At 75.6% G+C, this 18,403-nt stretch carries 14 protein-coding genes and 1 tRNA gene; 4 read left to right on the forward strand and 11 right to left on the reverse strand.

Annotated elements, in window-relative coordinates; genetic code table 11:
• Positions 1-76: 76 nt before the first annotated feature.
• The 6 genes from WDV86_RS00170 to metG all read right to left on the reverse strand — a co-directional run bounded on the left by WDV86_RS00170 (position 77) and on the right by metG (position 7,614).
• Positions 77-856, reverse strand: coding sequence for a MerR family transcriptional regulator (locus WDV86_RS00170; protein WP_339565568.1), 780 nt, complete (start codon positions 854-856; stop codon positions 77-79).
• Positions 857-1,046: 190 nt separating this feature from the next.
• Positions 1,047-2,009, reverse strand: a complete 963-nt coding sequence (locus WDV86_RS00175; protein WP_339565569.1) for a 4-(cytidine 5'-diphospho)-2-C-methyl-D-erythritol kinase — start codon at positions 2,007-2,009, stop codon at positions 1,047-1,049.
• Between the two features lie 9 nt (positions 2,010-2,018).
• The gene (rsmA, locus tag WDV86_RS00180) at positions 2,019-3,035 is read right to left on the reverse strand and encodes a 16S rRNA (adenine(1518)-N(6)/adenine(1519)-N(6))-dimethyltransferase RsmA (protein ID WP_339565570.1); all 1,017 of its coding nucleotides are present in this window, start codon (positions 3,033-3,035) and stop codon (positions 2,019-2,021) included.
• Positions 3,036-3,149: 114 nt separating this feature from the next.
• Positions 3,150-4,514 carry a transglycosylase family protein gene (locus WDV86_RS00185; RefSeq protein ID WP_339565571.1) on the reverse strand — a complete coding sequence of 455 codons (1,365 nt, stop codon included), beginning with the start codon at positions 4,512-4,514 and terminating at the stop codon, positions 3,150-3,152.
• Between the two features lie 294 nt (positions 4,515-4,808).
• Positions 4,809-5,813 carry a TatD family hydrolase gene (locus WDV86_RS00190; RefSeq protein WP_339565572.1) on the reverse strand — a complete coding sequence of 335 codons (1,005 nt, stop codon included), beginning with the start codon at positions 5,811-5,813 and terminating at the stop codon, positions 4,809-4,811.
• Positions 5,806-7,614: a methionine--tRNA ligase gene (metG, locus tag WDV86_RS00195; protein WP_339565573.1), complete on the reverse strand. Its 1,809-nt coding sequence runs from the start codon at positions 7,612-7,614 to the stop codon at positions 5,806-5,808. Before metG ends, WDV86_RS00190 begins: the two co-directional genes overlap by 8 nt.
• Positions 7,615-7,691: 77 nt before the next feature.
• Here metG and WDV86_RS00200 point away from each other — a divergent pair, with 77 nt between their 5' ends.
• The 3 genes from WDV86_RS00200 to WDV86_RS00210 are packed head-to-tail and all read left to right on the forward strand — an operon-like array spanning position 7,692 to position 9,769.
• A complete protein-coding gene (locus tag WDV86_RS00200; protein ID WP_339565574.1) occupies positions 7,692-8,141 on the forward strand; it encodes a PadR family transcriptional regulator in 450 nt (149 codons plus the stop codon).
• Positions 8,128-8,835: a hypothetical protein gene (locus tag WDV86_RS00205; protein WP_339565575.1), complete on the forward strand. Its 708-nt coding sequence runs from the start codon at positions 8,128-8,130 to the stop codon at positions 8,833-8,835. The genes WDV86_RS00200 and WDV86_RS00205 overlap by 14 nt, the downstream gene beginning before the upstream one ends.
• Positions 8,836-8,881: 46 nt before the next feature.
• Entirely contained in the window at positions 8,882-9,769 is an 888-nt protein-coding gene (locus WDV86_RS00210; protein WP_339565576.1) for an alpha/beta fold hydrolase, read from the forward strand.
• A 33-nt stretch (positions 9,770-9,802) separates the two neighbouring features.
• Here WDV86_RS00210 and WDV86_RS00215 read toward each other — a convergent pair whose 3' ends face one another.
• The 3 genes from WDV86_RS00215 to rsmI form a co-directional block, all read right to left on the reverse strand.
• Positions 9,803-13,156 carry a DEAD/DEAH box helicase gene (locus tag WDV86_RS00215; RefSeq protein WP_339565577.1) on the reverse strand — a complete coding sequence of 1,118 codons (3,354 nt, stop codon included), beginning with the start codon at positions 13,154-13,156 and terminating at the stop codon, positions 9,803-9,805.
• Between the two features lie 80 nt (positions 13,157-13,236).
• On the reverse strand, positions 13,237-14,427 hold the full coding sequence (locus tag WDV86_RS00220; protein ID WP_339565578.1) for an aminotransferase class I/II-fold pyridoxal phosphate-dependent enzyme: 1,191 nt from the start codon (positions 14,425-14,427) through the stop codon (positions 13,237-13,239).
• A 126-nt stretch (positions 14,428-14,553) separates the two neighbouring features.
• A complete protein-coding gene (gene rsmI, locus WDV86_RS00225) occupies positions 14,554-15,408 on the reverse strand; it encodes a 16S rRNA (cytidine(1402)-2'-O)-methyltransferase (protein WP_445262886.1) in 855 nt (284 codons plus the stop codon).
• A gap of 180 nt (positions 15,409-15,588) precedes the next feature.
• Between rsmI and WDV86_RS00230 the strand changes: the two genes are divergently transcribed.
• Positions 15,589-17,196 carry a dolichyl-phosphate-mannose--protein mannosyltransferase gene (locus WDV86_RS00230; protein WP_339565580.1) on the forward strand — a complete coding sequence of 536 codons (1,608 nt, stop codon included), beginning with the start codon at positions 15,589-15,591 and terminating at the stop codon, positions 17,194-17,196.
• Positions 17,197-17,296: 100 nt separating this feature from the next.
• On the opposite strand, the gene WDV86_RS00235 is transcribed toward WDV86_RS00230, so the two are convergent.
• Together WDV86_RS00235 and WDV86_RS00240 are read right to left on the reverse strand one after the other, a co-directional pair.
• Positions 17,297-18,091: an aldo/keto reductase gene (locus tag WDV86_RS00235; RefSeq protein WP_339565581.1), complete on the reverse strand. Its 795-nt coding sequence runs from the start codon at positions 18,089-18,091 to the stop codon at positions 17,297-17,299.
• Between the two features lie 217 nt (positions 18,092-18,308).
• A tRNA-Ala gene (locus WDV86_RS00240) sits at positions 18,309-18,381 on the reverse strand.
• Positions 18,382-18,403: the final 22 nt, after the last annotated feature.

The raw sequence follows: 18,403 nt of genomic DNA on the forward strand, positions 1-18,403 counted from the left end.
CCTCCGTCCGACGCGGAGGAAGGCTACGAAGTCCGCCCCCAGCGCCCCTGACGGCGGAGAAAGGCCACGAAGTCCGTCAGGTGCGGGTGCAGGTGGCGGCCTGGAGCGTCACCGAGCCGTCGGCGGCGTGGACGTGCCGGTGGACACCCCAGGTCCGCAGTCCGGCGGCCTCGAGGTGGTGGTCGACGAGCACCCAGGCGTCGGAGGCGTCGCGGGGCAGCTCGTCGAACCGGACGCTCACGCCCTGCTCGGCCTCGTCGACCGTGAGCGGCACCAGCCCCCGGGCGGACGCACCGACGTCGTCCGGGACGCCGGCCGAGACGACGACGACGTCGTCATCCGTCCCGTCGAAGGCGAGGACGAGTCGACCCTCGACGTCCCCGAGCACGGTGCGCAGCCGGGCGCGGAGGTCGGTCGCGGCCGCGGGGATCTCCGTCTCGTCGAGGACTTGGGTGTGCAGACCGACGAGCCGGAGGGCGGGCAGCGACTGGTGGACGAGCGTGGACATGGCAGAGCTCCCTCTCTCGATGGCGCTCAGGCGCTCTCGCACCCGGGCCAGGCGGGTGGCGGCGGCGGAGACCTGCTCCTCGAGGGCGCGCTCGTGCGCCCGGAGGACCTCCACGAGAGAGCCGCGTCCGAGCGACGGGTCGAGCAGGACGGCGATGTCGCCCAGCCCGAGCCCGAGCTCTCGCAGCGCCGCGACGGCCCGGACCCGCCCGACCTGCGTCGGCGCGTACGAGCGGTAGCGCGTGACCGGGTCGACGTCGGCCGGCTCGAGCAGGCCGAGGTCCTCCCAGTGCCGCAGCATGCGCCGAGACACTCCTGTGCTGCCGGCGATCTCTCCGATGCTCACCACGCCGCCCACCTCAGGCCTTCCCATGGTGTGAGGGTCAAGCCCGGCCGGAAGAACCTCCCTGACTACGGAGAAGGGCGACGAAGTCCGCCCTGAACGCCCCTGACGAGGGAGAGAGGCTACGAAGTCCGCACTGGGGGCCTCGTCGGAGGGAGAAGGGCTACGAAGTCCGAGACGGGTGAGCCGGCCGGCGCTACCGCTCGCCCGTCATCACCCGGGCGCCGGGCGCGGGGCTGGTGACGCGGCGGACGTCGGCGGCCACCCCCGAGGCGGTGAGGGCGACGGCGACGGCGAGACCCTGCTCTCGGCCGTCGACGAGGAAGGCGACCGTCGGGCCCGAGCCCGAGACGACGCCGGCGACGGCGCCCGCCTCCAGGCCCACGTCGAGCGTGCGGCGCAGGTGCGGCGCGAGCGCCAGCGCCGGTTCCTGCAGGTCGTTGACGAGCGCGGCGCCCACGTCGGCGACGTCACCGGAGCGCAGGGCCGCCAGCAGCTCGACCACCTGCTCCTCGGCGACGTCGACCTCGGCGTCCTCGACCCCGCTGGCGACCCGCGAGCGGTCCAGCTCGCCGTAGACGGCCGGCGTGGAGAGCCCCGTCGCCGACAGGGCGAGCACCCACGAGCGCTCTCCCCGCGCGAGCGCCGGCACGACCTGCTCGCCGCGGCCGGTGCCGACGGCGGTGCCGCCCAGCAGCGCGAAGGGGACATCGGCGCCGAGCTCGCCGCCGAGGACGGCCAGCTCCTCGCGCGTCAGGCCGGTGCCCCACAGCGCGTCGCACGCGACGAGCGCCGCCGCCGCGTCCGCGCTGCCGCCGGCCATGCCGCCCGCGACGGGCACCTCCTTGACGACGTCCAGCCGCACCCGCGGCGGCACGCCGGCGCGCTCGGCGAGCAGCAGCGCGGCCCGGACGGCGAGGTTGCGCTCGTCGACGGGCACGTCGCCGGCCCCCTCGCCGGAGACGGTGCAGCGCAGCCGGGACGAGGGCGACGCGCGCACCTGCTCACCGAGCGAGACGGCCTCGAAGACGGTCACGAGCTCGTGCGAGCCGTCCTCGCGCAGCCCGCCGACCCGCAGCGCGAGGTTGATCTTGCCGGGCGCGCGGACGACGACGGGCGCGCCCGTGCCGCCCACCACGCGCAACCCCCCGCTGCCCACACGGCGACCCTAGGCGACCGGGTCCGACCCCTCTCGGCGGCTCACGTCCCCGTGACCACCCGGGCGCGGGCGCCCCCGGCCCCCCGTCGAGAGCGCCCCGCGGGCCGCCGGCTCGGCCAGGCCCAGCACGTCCCTGCCGGCGTCGGCGACGGCGACGAAGCCCGCGACGTCGAGCCGCTCCCCGCGCAGCGCCGGGTCCACCCTCGCCGCCCGCAGCGCCTCCTCGGCACGGGCCCCGCTGCCCGCCCAGCCGGCGAGGGCGGCGCGCAGCGTCTTGCGCCGCTGGGCGAAGGCGGCGTCGACGACCGCGAAGACCGCCCGCCGCCCGGCCCGGCTGGCCGGCGGCTCCCGCCGCTGCACGTCGACGAGCCCGGAGTCGACGTTGGGCGCCGGCCAGAAGACGGTGCGCCCCACCGCCCCGGCCCGGCTGACGCGCCCGTACCAGGCCGCCTTCACCGACGGGACGCCGTACGCGCGGCTGCCCGGGGCGGCCGCGAGCCGCTCGGCCACCTCGGCCTGCACCATGACGAGCGCCGACATGAGCTCGGGCAGCTCTTCCAGCAGTCCCAGCAGCACGGGCACGGCGACGTTGTACGGAAGGTTGGCGACGAGCCGCGTCGGCGTGCCCGCACCCGCCCCGCGGACGTCGTCGCCGCGGACCCGCAGCGCGTCGGCGCCGAGCACGGCGAGCCGCGGGGGCACGGCGTCGTCCTCGCCGCGGAGCCGGGCGACGGTGCGCGGCAGCTCGGCCGCGAGCACCGGGTCGACCTCGACGGCGACGACGCCGGCCGCCTGCTCCAGCAGCGCGAGCGTCAGCGACCCGAGCCCCGGGCCGACCTCCAGGACGACGTCGCCGGACCCGACCTCGGCCCGGCGGACGACGCGGCGCACCGTCCCGGCGTCGGTGACGAAGTTCTGGCCCAGGGTCTTGGTGGGGCGCAGCCCGAGCCGGGCGGCGAGCGCACGCACGTCGGAGGGGCCCAGGAGCGTCTGCTCCTGGGCCCCTCCGACGTCGGGGAAGGCCACGTCGCTCAGCGGACGCCCCTCACCGAGGCGGTGCGGCTCATGCGGCGATCCTCGCAGGGACGACCCCGAGCCGTCGCGCACCAGGCCAGCGCAGGCCCGTCAGCGCACGCCCGGTCAGCGCAGGCCGAGCTTGCGCGAGCACGCCGGCCAGGCGCCGTAGCCGCCGCGGCTGTCGCGCAGCTTCTCGGCGATGGCGATCTGCTGCTCGCGGCTGTTCTCGCTCGGCAGGCCGGAGCCGCCGTAGGCGCGCCAGGTCTGCAGGTTGAACTGCAGGCCGCCGTAGTAGCCGTTGCCGGTGTTGATGGACCAGTTGCCGCCGGACTCGCACTGCGCGAGCTGGTCCCAGACGCTGCCGCTCGGCGCCGGGGTCGACGGCGTCTCGGGCGCCGGTGCCGGCGCGGGCGCGGGGGCGGGCGCCGGGGCGGAGCCACCCGAGGAGGACCCGCTCGAGGACGAGCCCCCCGACGACGAGCCGCCCGACGACGACGAGCCGGAGGACGACGAGCCGGAGGAGGAGCTGGTGGCCGTCGGCGCCGGCGCCGGACGCTGCGCGGTGCCGACGAGGACCACGCGGGCCTCGGCCTCGCGCACGACCTCCTGGCCGACCTCCTCGCGGGAGACGACCTCGCCGTCGGCGGTGGTCTGGCGGAAGGTGGTCCGCTGCACGCCCTCGACGCCCTCGCTGCGCACGCGCGTCTGCCCGACGTACAGGTCGTCGGTCTCCTCCTGCGTCGTGGCGAAGGGCACGCCGCTCTCCTCCGCGACGTCCTCGACGGCGACGCGGGTGACGGCGACGACGAGGCCCGGGGTCAGCGGCGAGGTGGCGTCGACCGAGACGGTGTCGTCCTCGTCGACGGCGACGCCGGCCTCGGACAGCAGCGACCCGACCGACGTGGCGGTGCTCGTGAGCGCCCGGGCGCTGCCGTCGGCGACGACGGTGACGTCCTTCGGCGTGGTCATGCGGACTGACTCGCCCTCACGGCCCAGCGCCATCGAGCGCGAGGCGGACAGGACGGCACCCTCGGAGCGGACGTCGAGGTCCTCCAGCGCCTCGTCGAGCGTGAGCGCCGTCGTCCAGTGGGTGCTCGTCTCGCCGTCGACGGTGAGCTCCAGCTCGCGGGCGTGCCGGACGACGACGGTGCCCCCGTCGGCGACCTCGTCCCCGACCGCGGGGCTGACGAGGTCACGGGCGCCGACCTGGACGCCGCCCTTGTCGAGGACGTCCTCGACGTCCCCGCCGAAGAGGCGCACGTCCTGGCTGACGCCGTCGACGTCGAGCTCGACCGTGGTGGAGCCGGCCGCGTACAGCGCCGCACCGCCGAGGAGGGCGACGAGCGCTCCCCCCTGCACGACGCGGGCGGCGACGCTGCGACCACGACGACGGCGCACCTGCGCCGGGGCCTCGGTCTCACCGGCATGGCTGGCGGGGTCGGGCTGGGCGGCCTCGGGGCCGGGCTGGGGGCTGTCCGCAGAGCTCAAGAGGGTCCTGACGTCGGGCGGTCCCGGGCTCGGCGAGGAGGCAGGCGCGTCCAGGCAGCACCCGACAGGCCCCCTGCCGGTCCGCCCACCAGAGGTGGGCGCGTCCTCGCGGACGCTGACCAGGGGCCGCGACGGTGCTGGGAGACGTCACCCGAGGCCTTCCCCAGCCCCGGCTGTCGGCGCGACCGTAACCGATTCGAGATCTGGTGTCACGCCCCGGTGGCCAGCCCGGGCCGGAAGGCGCCCCGGCCGGACCTGAGGCGTCACCGTGCGTCATCACCCGGTCGGCCGCGCTCACCAGGGGCCGTAGAGGTCCTCCGCGGTCTGGGACGTCCTCTCGCACAACGTCTCCAGGGGCACCTGCAGCACGTCGGCGACGACGCGGGCCGTCAGCGGCACGAGGTAGCCGGCGTTCGGCCGCCCCCGGTGCGGCGCGGGGGTCAGGAAGGGGGCGTCGGTCTCCAGCTGCACGAGCTCGGGAGGCACCACCGACAGCGCCGTCCGCAGCCCACCGGCGTTGCGGAAGGTGACCGTCCCGGCGAAGGACAGGACGTAGCCGCGACGCACGCACTCGCGGGCCATGTCGACGTCGCCGGAGAAGCAGTGCAGGACGACGCGCTCGGCGCGCTCCTGCGCGAGCAGCTGCAGGACCCGCTCGTGCGCCTCACGGTCGTGCACCTGCACCGGCAGGCCGAGCTCCTTCGCGAGCCGGACGTGGGCCCGGAAGGACTCCTCCTGGGCGCGCACCGCGGCGGCGTCGTCGCCGTCGGTGCGGACGGTGTCGAGACCTGTCTCGCCGACGACGCGGACGCGGTCGGCGCGCGCCAGGAGGGCGATCTCCTCGAGGGCCGCGTCGAGCTCACCGCGGGCGGCGAGGACCGGCGCCTCGTTGGGGTGGATCGCGACGCCGCCCACCAGCTCGGGGTGGCGCTGCACGGCCTCCACGGTCCAGCGGGCCGCCGGCAGGTCGCAGCCGATCTGCACCGAGCGGGTGACGCCGGCGGCGCTCGCCAGCGCCAGCAGGTCGGCGACGGATCGGCGCTCGCCGCCGTCTCCGCCGTCCCCGCCGTCCTCACCTCCACCCTGACCACCATCGGGCCCGTCGGCGATGTCGAGGTGGGTGTGGTCGTCCACGACGGGCACCGGGAGCGGCTCGGGCGCCGGTGGCCAGGAGCGGTCACGCCGGCGACCGTCGGCACCCGTGGACGAGCGCGCCCGGGGTGGGTCGGCCGCCGCGCCCCGGGTCGCGGTGACCGGCGCGCCGCCCGCCCCGCCGGCGCGCGCCTCGTCGTCAGGCACCGGAGGAGCCCTCCCGCAGCCGCTCCAGCTCGGTCTCGACGACGTCGTCGTCGAGCTTGGTGAAGACGGGCGTCGGCTTGCCGACCGGCGTCCCGGGCACCACGGGCACCGAGGCCCACCCAGGGGCGCCGGCGTCGCCGCGCGGCGTCTGCAGGACGGGGTAGGGCGCGCCGCCGTCGAGGTCCTCGACCTCGGAGAGGACCGGCATGGGCGAGACGGTGCCGGTACCGCCCATCACCTCGTGCACGGCCTGCGCGCTGTGCGGCAGGTAGGGCGCGAGCAGCGTGCGGCAGTCCGAGACGCCCTGCGCGGCGACGTGCAGCACGGTGCGCATCCGCTCGGGGTCGCTGGTGCGCAGCGCCCACGGCGCCGTCTCGGACAGGTAGCGGTTGACCTCGCCGACCGTGCGCATCGCCTCGCCGAGGCCCTGGCGCTGGCGGTGGGTGGCCACGAGGTCCCCCACCGTGGCGAAGGCGGCAGACGTCGTCGCCAGCAGCTCGTGGTCGCGGGGCTGCAGGTCGCCCGCCTCGGGGATCGCGCCGACGTTCTTGGCGATGAGGCTGGCCGTGCGGTTGACGAGGTTGCCCCAGCCGGCGACGAGCTCGTCGTTGGTGCGGCGCACGAGCTCTCGCCAGGTGAAGTCGGTGTCGTGCGCCTCGGGCCCGGCGGCGGAGAGGAAGTACCGCAGCGCGTCCGGCTGGTAGCGCGCCAGCACGTCGCGCACGTAGATGACGACGCCCCGGCTGGAGGAGAACTGGCGTCCCTCCATGGTGAGGAACTCGCTGGCGACGACCTCCGACGGCAGCGCGAGGTCGCCGTAGGGCCCCGGCTGGCCGCCGCGGGCGCCGCGGCCGGCGTAGCCGAGCAGCTCGGCGGGCCAGATCAGGGAGTGGAAGACGATGTTGTCCTTGCCCATGAAGTACGAGCCGCGCGCGTCGGGCCCCCAGAAGGGCCGCCAGGCCTCGGGGTCGCCGCTGCGCCGGGCCCACTCGATGCTCGCCGAGAGGTAGCCGACGACGGCGTCGAACCACACGTAGAGCCGCTTCGTGGGGTTCTCCTGCCACCCGGGCAGCGGCACGGGGATGCCCCAGTCGATGTCGCGGGTGATGGCGCGGGGGCGGATCTCGCCCAGCAGGTTCTGGCTGAAGCCGAGCACGTTGGGCCGCCACGACGACGACCCCGTCTTCGTCTCCAGCCACGCCCCGACGGCCTCGGCGAGCGCGGGCAGGTCGAGGAAGAAGTGCTGGCTCTCGACGAAGTCGGGCCGCTCCCCGTTGATCCGGCTGCGGGGGTCCTTGAGGTCGACGGGGTCGAGCTGGTTGCCGCAGCTGTCGCACTGGTCGCCGCGGGCGCCGTCGAAGCCGCAGATCGGGCACGTGCCCTCGATGTAGCGGTCGGGCAGCGTGCGCCCCGTCGACGGGGAGACGGCGCCCTTCGTCGTCTGCTCGACGAGGTAGCCGTTGCGGTGGACCGTGCGGAACATCTCCTGCACGACGGCGTGGTGGTTGCGCGTCGTGGTGCGCGTGAAGAGGTCGTAGGACAGGCCCAGGCCCTGCAGGTCCTCGGCGATGACGCGGTGGTACCGGTCGGCCAGCGCCTGCGGGCTCACGCCCTCGCGCTCGGCCTGGACGAGGATCGGCGTCCCGTGCTCGTCGCTGCCCGAGACCATCAGCACGTCGTGGCCCGCCATCCGCTGCTGGCGCGCGAAGACGTCGGAGGGGACGCCGAAGCCGGCGACGTGGCCGAGGTGCCGGGGGCCGTTGGCGTAGGGCCAGGCGACCGCGGCGAGGACGTGGTTCATGCCCGCAGCGTAGTGATCGCGCCTGCTCATCACGCCGGTACTTGGCGTCACCCATTACCGGCGCTACTGTGCGTCGCATGACAGCGGACGCCGACCGTCGGACCCAGCTGCTGCGCGGCACCGTGGACATGTGCCTTCTCGCGGCGCTGGCCCGCCGCCCCACGCACGCCTACGACCTCGTCCAGCAGCTGGAGCGGCTCGGGCTGACGGGCGTCGGCTACGGCACCGTCTACCCGCTCGTGGGGCGGCTCCGGCGGCTGGGCCTCGTCAGCGAGCGCGCCGAGCCGAGCCCGAGCGGCCCGCCGCGGAAGGTCTTCGAGGTGACCCCCGAGGGGGCGCGCACGCTCGCCACCTGGACCAGCCAGTGGCTGGAGACCAGCGCCGCCGTCACCGGGCTCCTGGCCACGGCCGGGGCCCTGGGGGCGACCTCGCCCCCGAGCCCTCCTCCGACGACCCGGACGACCGACTGCACGACCGGCCCGACGCCCGACCCGACGACCTCCGAGGTGACCGATGCCCGCACCTGAGACCGCCCCTCCCCTGGCCGCCGAGGTCGACGCCGCGACGAGATCGCTCGACCGCAGCCTGCGCCGCCTGCACCTGACCCGCACCGACCGGCGCGCCGTCGTCGCCGACGTCCGCGCCGACCTCCTCGAGGCCGCCACGCAGCGGGTGCCGCCGGAGGCCCTCCTCGGCCCCGACGTGGACGCCTTCGCGCGCGAGGCGGTGGCCTCGGGCGGGTACGTGGCGCAGCCGCGCGACTCGGCGCGCTCCGTGGTCGCGGGCCTCCTCGGCCTGGGCGTCGGTCTCGCGCTGGGCTTCTGGCTCGTCTTCTGGGTCGCCTGGCCCTTCTTCACGAGCCGCTTCGACCTCGTGGGGCACCACCCCGAGGCCGGCCTCACGGTCGCCGTCTCCGGTCTCACGCTCGCCGCCCTCCTGGGCGCGGTGGTCACGCTCGCCGTCGCGCTCCGCGGACGTCCGGCGGCGGGGGCCACCCTGGTGCGGGTGGTCCCGATGCTCGTCCTGGTGTCCGTCGGCGTCGTCGGCGTCGGCGTGCCGCTCCTGGGCGCCGAGGTCGCGTGGCCCGTCTCGGACGAGGTCGTCGTCGCCACCGCCGCCCTCGTCCTCGTGCTGCTCGTGACGGCCCCCGTCGTGGCCGCGCGACGATGGGCGCTCGCGGCATCGGCGGCCCGTGGCTCGACGTCGACCGCGACAGCCTGAGCCTCGAGAAGGGCGCACCTCGTCGGGCCCGTGGTGGGATCGCCCCATGGCCCAGCCGACCTCCACGGAGCCCACCTCTGCGCAGCGCCTGGCCAGCACGACGGTCGGCGAGGAGGGGCCCCGCGTCGTCTTCGTGCACGGGCTCTTCGGGCAGGGCAAGAACTGGACGAGCGTCGCCCGGCACCTCGCCCACGGCCCGCGCCGGGTCACGACCCTCGACCTGCCCGACCACGGCCGCTCGCCGCGCACCGAGCGGGTGGACTACCTCGCCATGGCGCAGACCCTGGCCGCCGAGCTGGAGGCGCTCGGGGAGCCGGTCCTGCTCGTCGGGCACTCGATGGGCGGCAAGGTCGCCATGCACCTCGCGCTGGGCCGGCCCGAGCTGCTCACCGGGCTCGTCGTCGTCGACATCGCGCCCGTGGAGTACCCGACGTCGGGCGGACGCACCGACGACCCCGACGAGGAGCCGACGCCCTTCGCCGACTTCGTCGCCGCGATGCGGGCGATGGACCTCGGCGCCCTCACCTCGCGCGAGGACGCCCACGACGCCCTGCGCCCCGCCGTCCCGAGCGACATGGTCCGCGGCTTCCTCCTGCAGAGCCTCGTCCGCGAGCGCCCGTCCCGTCCGGAGGGGGCCACGGACGACCCGACATGGCGCTGGCTGCTCAACCTGGACGTGATCGGCGAGGGGCTGGAGACGCTGCGCGGCTTCCCTGACCCGCCGCCCGGCGCGACGTACGACGGCCCGGTGCTGTGGGTCGCCGGCGCGACGTCGACGTACGTCCTCGACGAGGACCGCCCCGCCATGGACGCCCTCTTCCCCCGCACCCAGCTGCTGCGCGTCAAGGACGCCGGCCACTGGGTCCACGCCGAGCAGCCCGCGGTGTTCACCGCCGCGCTGGAGCGGTTCTGCCGGCGCGTGGAGGACGGGTAGCCGGGCGCGCCGCGCCGCCCGCGCGTCGAGGGCTCAGGGCGCGAAGAGGCTGCCGAGGTCCTCGGCGGTCATCGGCCCGCTCAGCGCGCCGCCGTCCTCGACGACCCGTGCGAAGAGGTCGGCCTTGCGCTCCTTGAGGGCCATGACCTTCTCCTCGATCGTCCCGGCCGAGACCAGCCGGTAGACCATGACGTTCTTGTCCTGGCCGATGCGGTGCGCCCGGTCGACGGCCTGCGCCTCGACCGCGGGGTTCCACCACGGGTCCATGACGAAGACGTAGTCGGCCTCGGTGAGGGTGAGGCCCGACCCGCCCGCCTTGAGGCTGATGAGGAAGGCCGTCGCGTCGCCGCCGCGGAACTCCTCGATGCGCCGTCCCCGGTCACGGGTGCGCCCGTCGAGGTAGCAGTGCGTGAGGCCCTCCGCCGCCAGCCGGGTGCGGATCCGGCGCAGGAAGCCGGTGAACTGGCTGAAGACGAGCGCCCGGTGGCCCTCGACGGCGAGCTCGCGCAGGTGCTCCACGAGCACCTCGACCTTGCGGGCCTGGACCTTCTCGTGGGCCTCGTCGACGAGCGCCGGGTGCAGGCTCATCTGCCGCAGCAGGGTGAGCGAGCGGAAGATCGCGAAGCGGTTCTTCTCGACGTCGTCGAGCATCCCCAGCACCTTCTGCCGCTCCCGCTGCAGCTGTCGGTCGTAGACCGCGCGGTGCGCGGGGCTCATCTCGACGGCGAGCACCTGCTCCTGCTTGGGCGGCAGCTCGGTCACCACCTCCTCCTTGGTCCGCCGGCGCATGAGGGGCCGGACGCGGCGGCGCAGGGCCTCCAGCGCCTGCGTCCCCTCGCCGCTCTCGACGGGCCTGCGGTAGACCTCGGTGAACCGCTCGGGGCTCGGGAAGAGGCCCGGCGCCGTGATCGAGAGCAGCGACCACAGGTCCATGAGGCTGTTCTCCAGCGGCGTGCCCGTGATGGCGAGCGCGGAGGGGGCGGACAGCCGGCGGACGCAGGAGTAGGTCCGCGAGTGGTGGTTCTTGACGTTCTGGGCCTCGTCGAGGACGAGCAGGCTCCACGGCAGCGCCTGGTAGTCCTCGTCCTCGTGCCGCAGCAGCGCGTACGACGTCACGACGACGTCGGCACCCGCGACGTGCTGCGCCAGCGGCGTCCCGCGGCGACGCCCGGTCTCGGTGACGGTGACGACGGCGAGGCCCGGGGCGAAGCGCTGCGCCTCGGCGGCCCACCCCGGGACGACGGACGTCGGCGCGACGACGAGCACGGGCGCGGGCAGACGACCGGTCTCCTGCATCCGGCACACGACGGCCAGGGTCTGCAGCGTCTTGCCCAGGCCCATGTCGTCGGCGAGGACGCCGCCGAGCCCGTGCTCGACGAGCACGGCGAGCCACTGGTACCCCTCGACCTGGTAGGGCCGCAGCTCGGCCAGCAGCCCGCTCGGCACGGGCGGCGGTGCGACGTCGCCGTCCTCACGCAGCGCGGCGACGCCGGCCTGCCAGCGGGCGCTCTGGGTGCGCACGACCCCGAGCGCGGCCAGCTCCTCCCACAGGCTCACCTGGAACCGGCTGATCCTCAGGCCCTCGGAGGCCCTGTCCTGCAGGCCACGGGCCTCCTCGATGAGACGCCGCAGCTGGTCCAGCTCGGGCCGGTCGACGCGGAAGTAGGCGCCCGACGGCAGCAGCAGGTGCCGCTCGTCCGCGGCCAGGGCCCGGAACAGCGGCTCGAAGCGCACGTCCTCGCCGTCGACGGAGATCGTGACGCCGAGGTCGAACCAGTCCTGGTCGACCGTGCCGGGCGTGCTGCCGGGCAGGGCGCGGTCCTGCGCGCTCAGCTCGACGACCGGGGCGCTGTCGGTGCGCCGGAAGTCCGGCAGCTCGCCGTGGACCTCCACGAGGACGTCGTCGCGGCCGGCCAGCGCGGGCAGCAGCTCCTCGACGACGGCGACGGCGTCCATGCCCTCCACCTCTGCCTCGGGCCGCAGCGCCCGCTCGGGCTGGGGTCCCCGCAGCCGCTCCTCGAGCGCGTCCGGCAGCACGAGCGAGTCGAGCAGCGCCCGCTCGGCGCCGGCGTCCCGGCGGGGTCGCCCCGCGCCGCTGCCCTGCAGGGGGACGCGGTGGACGTCGGCACCCACCGGGTAGCCGAAGGACCACGCGAGCGCGAGCCGGTGCCCCGCGCCGCACGTGACGTCGAGCGCGAGCCGCGGCGGAGCTACCTCGGGCAGGTCCACGGAGGCGTCCGAGGACGCGACGGCCGCGACGGAGCGCAGGTCGGGGTAGACCTGCTGCAGGAAGCGGTCGACGTCGGCCGCGGGGACGTCTACCTGGTCCCCGCCGGGCAGGAGCCGCGCCAGCGGCGGCGGCACCGGCCGGTCGAGCGGCACGAGCAGCAGGGACCTGCCGCGAGCGGGCCTCTCGCCCGACCTGTCGGAGACGACGAGGACGCCGTGCGCGGGCTCCCCGACGAGCGCCGTGGGCACGAGGACCCGGCCGTCGAGGACGACCTGCGGCGCCAGCACGAGGTCGCCGCCGGGGGCCCGCCGCACGTCGACGCCGAGCCGGGCGGGAGGCGCGAGGCTGACCGCGGCGAGGCCGGCGGCGGGCACGAGGGGCACGCCGGCCTCGCGCACCTGCCGCAGCAGGTGCCACAGGAGGGGGCCGAAGTCGTCCAGGTGGACGGGGACGTCCTGGTAGCCGAAGCCGTAGGGGGTGCGGCTCGGCGGGTGCACCTGCTGCAGGGCCAGCAGCGCGGCGCGCTCGGCGGGGCGCCACTGGTGGGCCCAGCTGTGCTGCAGGTCCCGCCAGGCCGCTCCGGTACGGACCCAGGTGCCCGGCCGCCGGCCCGGCAGGACCGGGCGCAGGCGCACCCGCACGTCGGGGCCGGCCGGGCGGCGCACCGGGGCCTGAGGGCGACGACCCCCTCCCCGACCACCCTGGCCCCGATGACCCTGGCCCGGACGCCCCTGGGCCGGCTGGCCGTCGAGGAGCTCGACCTGCAGGCCGAGCGGCGTGCCGCGCCCGTGGTCCTCGTCGCCGGGCACCAGACCGGCGAGCGCGCTCTCCCACCCCGCCAGGCCCGGCTCCGGGGGCGCCGGTGCGGGCGCCCCGCCCTGGGTCTGCCCCCGGGCCGCCACGAGCAGGGCGGCGGTGTGCTTGCAGTCCGAGCCGACGGGGCACGAGCACCGACCCGACCAGCTCCCGTCGTCGTCGCGGCGGACGAGGGTGCTGTAGGAGCGCTCGCCGACCACCGTGCCGAGCAGCACGTCACCGCGGCGGTGCACGGCCGTCACCCGGCCGTCGCGCACGTAGGCCCGACCCCGCTGCAACCCGGCGGCACCGACCACGCCGCGTAGGTCGGCGTCGCTCAGGCACTGGACCCAGTCACCCATGCCGTCATCCTCACGCCGGGCACCGACGACGACCCGGAGGCGTCACCGCCGGCCGATCTCCTCGGCGTCGCCGGGCGCGGTCAGCCCAGCTTGACGAGGCCCTTGCGCAGCTGGCGGGCGGCCTGGCCGATGCGCTGCTCGTTCTCGATGAGGGCGAAGCGCACGTAGTCGTCGCCCTCGGGGCCGAAGCCGACGCCGGGAGAGACCGCGACGTCGCACTCGGTGATGACGTGCTTGGCGAACTCGATGGAGCGCATCTCGAGGTAGGGCTCGGGGATCTTGGCCCAGGCGAACATCGTCCCGCGCGGCGGCTCCAGCGGCCATCCCGCCCGGTTGAGGCCTTCCACGAGGGCGTTGCGCCGCGACTCGTAGATGTCGCTGACCTCCTGCGGGTAGTCAGCGGCCTCGTTGAGGGTGACGGTCGCGGCGATCTGGATGGGCTGGAAGGTGCCGTAGTCCAGGTAGCTCTTGAGCTTGGCCAGCGCGCCGACGACCTCGCGGTTGCCGACGAGGAAGGCCACCCGCCACCCGGCCATGGAGAAGGACTTCGTCATCGAGTAGAGCTCGACGGCGCACTCCTTGGCGCCGTCGCACTGCAGGATCGACGGCGGCCGCCACCCGTCGAACGTCGTGTCGGCGTAGGCGAAGTCGTGCACGAGGACGACGTCGCGCTCGCGCGCCCAGTCGACGAGGCGCTGCAGGTCGACCAGCTCGATCGTCGCCGTCGTCGGGTTGTGCGGGAAGGACAGGACCACGACCCGCGGCTTGGGCCAGCCCAGCTCCCACGCCTCCATGACGTTGTCCACGTAGGCCGCCCCGTCGGGGCCGTCGGGCCCGTTGAGGGAGACCTGGCGGGCGTCGGCGCCGGCGAAGTAGGGCCCCCAGATGTGGATGGGGTAGCTCGGCGAGGGCACCAGGGCGACGTCGCCGGACTGCAGCAGCACCCACATGAGGTGGCTGAAGCCCTCCTTCGCGCCGATGGTGTTGATGACCTCGGTGTCCGGGTCGACGACGACGTCGAAGCGGCGCCGGTACAGGTCGGAGACCGCCTGGCGCAGCTTCGGCAGCCCCCGGGAGGAGGAGTACCGGTGGTTGCGCGTGTTGTGCGCGGCCTCGGCGAGCTTCTCGACGGTCAGCTCCGGGGAGGGGATGTCGGGGTTGCCGAAGCCGAGGTCGACCACGTCGCGCCCGGCTCGCCGCGCCTCGATCTTCAGCGAGTCGATGATCGTGAAGACGTAGGGCGGCAGGCCCGGGATGCGGCGGAACTCCATCTGCCCACGGTATCTCCGCGACCGGTGCGGGCCGAGGACGGCTCGCCACGCGGACGGCCCCCGGCCGGGCCCTGCGCCGGCCCCCGCGGGCCGGCCCGGTGCGCCCGCCGTGCGGCGGGCCCCGGCTCAGCCCTTCCGGGCGGCCACGGCCGCGGCGTAGAGGTCCCGGCTGGTCGCGCCGTGCTCGGCGGCGACGGCGCGGGCCGCGTCCTTGAGCCGCTCCCCGGCCTGCGTGCGGGCCAGCACGAGGTCGAGCAGCTCCTGCGCGCCCGGCCGGCGCGGGCGGGCACCGGCGACGACGAGGGTGATCTCGCCCAGCAGCGTGCGGTCCGACCAGGCCAGCAGGCCGTCGAGGTCGTCCCGCACGACCTCCTCGTAGGTCTTGGTCAGCTCCCGGCACACGGCGGCGCGCCGGTCGCCGCCGAAGGTCTCGGCCATGACGGCCAGCGAGGCGCCGAGCCGGTGCGGGGACTCGAAGAAGACCATCGTGCGCCGCTCGTCCGCGAGCTCGCCGAGCACGGTGCGGCGCTCGCCGTCCTTGCGGGGCAGGAAGCCCTCGAAGGTGAACCGGTCGGTCGGCAGCCCCGAGACGGCGAGCGCCGCGAGCACCGCCGACGGCCCGGGCACGGCGCTGACGGGCAGGTCCGCCGCGACCATCGCCTGCACGAGCCGGTAGCCGGGGTCGGAGACCGACGGCATCCCGGCGTCGCTGACGAGCACGGCGGTGCCGCCGGCCCGCACGACGGCGACGACGTCCTCGGCGCGCGCGCTCTCGTTGTGCTCGTGGCAGGAGACGACGCGCCCGCGCGGCTCGACGTCGAGGGCCCGCAGCAGACGGCGCAGCCGGCGGGTGTCCTCGGCGGCGACGAGGTCGGCCGTCGCGAGCACGTGCGCCAGGCGCGGCGGGGCGTCACGGGCGTCGCCGATGGGCGTGGCCGCCAGCAGCAGCCGCCCGCCGGCGCGGGGCGTGACGGGGGCCAGCGGCGGCAGGTCGTCCTCGTCGTCGGCCGCGGCGACGTGCGGCGGGCCGTCGACGTCGCTCGGGAGCTGCTCGTGGTGCGGCACCCGAGCAGTCTCCCAGCGCCGGCGCCCGGCGCCGGTCGCGCAGTCCCTGTGCAGGACACGTCCGTCCCGGGCGGGCACCCACCTAGCATCGCCCGCGTGAGCACCACCTCGGCCGCCCGCGCGGGGAGCTCCCCCGTCGTCGACGCGTCCGGGGAGCCTGGCGCCGACGTCGCCGCGCTGCGCGGGCGCCTCGTCGGCCGCCGACCCACCGACGTGCTGTGGGGCTGGGTGGGCCCGCTGCTCGTCACGGTGCTCGCCGGCGTCATGCGGCTCGTGCACCTCGGCCGCCCCGAGCAGCTGGTCTTCGACGAGACCTACTACGTCAAGCAGGCGTACTCCCTCCTCGTCGCCGGCTACGAGCTCGAGTGGCCCGACGGCGCCGACGCGGACTTCGCGGCCGGCGACCCCTCGCCGCTGGAGCAGGCCGACTTCCCCGTCCACCCGCCCGTCGGCAAGTGGATGCTCGCGCTGGGGCAGCTGCTGCTCGGCCAGGACAGCTCGGCCGGCTGGCGGCTCGGGGCGGCGCTCGCGGGGACGCTGTCGGTCCTCCTGCTGGCCCGCATCGCCCGGCGGCTGTTCTCCTCCACGCTGCTCGGCGTCGTCGCCGGGCTGCTGCTGGCGGTCGACGGGCAGCACCTCGTGCACTCGCGCACCGGGCTCCTCGACGTCTTCGTCATGTTCTGGGTGCTCGCCGCCTTCGGGGCGCTGCTGCTGGACCGCGACGCGAGCCGCGCCCGCCTCGCGCAGGTGGTCGGCGCCCGCGACGCCGCCCGCGCCCGCCTCGACGGCCTCGGCCCGTGGCTGCTGGCGCGCCCGTGGCGGCTGGTCGCCGCGGTCTGCCTCGGCCTCGCGGTCGGGACGAAGTGGTCGGGGCTCTACGCCTTCGCCGTCCTCGGGCTGATGACCGTCCTCTGGGACTGCGGGACGCGGCGCGCGGCCGGCGTCCGGCACTGGTTCGCCGGAGGTCTCCTCAAGGACGGCGTCCCGGCGGGCGTCGGCATGGTGCTCGTGGCGCTGGCGGCCTACCTCGCCTCGTGGGCCGGCTGGTTCGTCTCGACGACCGGTCACCTCCGCCAGTTCGCCGCCGAGCGGCCGGACTACCTGCCCTGGTCGCCCGACGCGCTGGCCTCGCTGTGGCACTACCACGTGGAGATGTACAGCTTCCACGTCGGGCTGAGCACCGGGCACCCCTACGAGTCGAGCCCGGAGTCCTGGCTCGTGCAGTCCCGGCCGACGTCCTTCTACTACCAGGGCCAGGGCGACGGGCTCAACGGCTGCGGCGTCGACTCGTGCTCGCAGGCCATCACCGCGCTGGGCAACCCTGTGGTCTGGTGGGGCGGGGCGGCCTCGCTCGTCGTGCTGCTCGGCGTGTGGGCGCTGCGGCGGGACTGGCGGGCCGGGGCGGTGCTGGCGCCCGTCGCGGGGCTGTACCTGCCGTGGTTCCTCTACCCCGACCGCACGATCTACACCTTCTACACGGTGGCCTTCGTGCCCTACGTGGTCCTCGCCCTGACGATGGTCCTCGGGATGGCGCTCGGGCCGCCGGACGCCAGCCGGCGCCGCCGGGGCTGGGGCGCTGCGGCGGCGGGTGCGGTCGTCGTCGCCGCGGTGCTCGCCGCCGCCTTCTTCTGGCCGGTGTGGACCGGCGACGTCATCCCCTACGAGCAGTGGCGCGACCGGATGTGGTTCCGCAGCTGGATCTGACCGCTCCCGCGTCGCCCCGGCACCTCGTCGTCGACGCACCGAGGAGGGGGCGGGACGTCCCGCCCCCTCCCGGTGGCCGGGCCTGACGGCCTGCGGGTGCTCAGCCGGCGAGGCCGTCGACCCGGCGGACCTCCTCGGCGCTGAGCTCGAAGCCGAAGACGTCGGCGTTGGCCGTGATGCGCTCGGGCGTCACCGACTTCGGGATGACGACGACGCCGTGCTCCAGGTGCCAGCGCAGCACGACCTGGCGCGGCGTGACGCCGTGCGCCGCGGCGACCTCGGCGAGCACTGGGTCGTCGAGGTCGGTCTTCTTGAAGGGGCTGTAGCCCTCGACGACGACGCCGCGCTCGGCGCACGCGGCGAGGAAGCCGGCGTCGTGCAGCGCCGGCGCCCACGGGACCTGGTCGACGGCGGGCGCCTCACCGGTGGCCGAGACGAGCTCGTCCATCTGGGCGGTGCTGTAGTTGCTGACGCCGACGTCGCGGGAGAGGCCGTCGGCCTTGGCGCCGAGCACCGTCTCCCACACGTCGGGGCGGGCCTGGCCGTCCGGCGGCCAGTGGACGAGCCACAGGTCGACGTGGTCGAGACCGAGCAGGTCCAGCGAACGGGCGATGACGTCGCGGGCCTGGTCGACCTGGGTCGGCGGCACCTTCGTCGTCACGAAGATCTCCTCGCGCGGCACGCCGGACTCGGCGATGGCGCGGCCCACCTGGTCCTCGTTGCCGTAGCCGGTGGCCGTGTCGACGTGGCGGTAGCCGACCTGCAGCGCGTGGAGGACGGAGCGGTAGGCGTCGTCGCCCTCGGACTGCCAGGTGCCGAAGCCGAGCAGCGGCATCGCGCCGCCACCGGGCAGGCTGACGGTGGGGCTGGGCAAGGACGTCGTCGGTGTCGTCATCCCGCCACCTTCCCGCGACCGGTGCGCAGCCGCACGGCGGCGGACCCGGTCTCCTGGCACGGTGCCGGCGGCGTCAGGCGAGCCGGTGGGCCAGCCCGCGACCCGGAGCAGCGCACCTGCTCGGCAGGAGGGACGGCAGCGGCGCCGTCGAGGACGTCGTCACCAGGGTCGTCACGTCGCAGACCAGACCGCGACGTCGCGGGCCAGACCCTCAGGGTGGAGCTGAGGGGACTCGAACCCCTGACCCCCTCGTTGCGAACGAGGTGCGCTACCAGCTGCGCCACAGCCCCTTGGACGCCCAGGAGCCTACCA

The organism is Pseudokineococcus sp. 1T1Z-3, from assembly GCF_037482365.1.
Taxonomy (GTDB): Bacteria; Actinomycetota; Actinomycetes; order Actinomycetales; family Quadrisphaeraceae; genus Pseudokineococcus.

Coding starts and splice junctions, on each gene's coding strand:
- metG (WP_339565573.1), bottom strand. CDS start 7,614: ATGAACCACGTCCTCGCCGCGGTCGCCTGGCCCTACGCCAACGGCCCC.
- WDV86_RS00200 (WP_339565574.1), top strand. CDS start 7,692: ATGACAGCGGACGCCGACCGTCGGACCCAGCTGCTGCGCGGCACCGTG.
- WDV86_RS00205 (WP_339565575.1), top strand. CDS start 8,128: ATGCCCGCACCTGAGACCGCCCCTCCCCTGGCCGCCGAGGTCGACGCC.
- WDV86_RS00210 (WP_339565576.1), top strand. CDS start 8,882: ATGGCCCAGCCGACCTCCACGGAGCCCACCTCTGCGCAGCGCCTGGCC.
- WDV86_RS00215 (WP_339565577.1), bottom strand. CDS start 13,156: ATGGGTGACTGGGTCCAGTGCCTGAGCGACGCCGACCTACGCGGCGTG.
- WDV86_RS00220 (WP_339565578.1), bottom strand. CDS start 14,427: ATGGAGTTCCGCCGCATCCCGGGCCTGCCGCCCTACGTCTTCACGATC.
- WDV86_RS00235 (WP_339565581.1), bottom strand. CDS start 18,091: ATGACGACACCGACGACGTCCTTGCCCAGCCCCACCGTCAGCCTGCCC.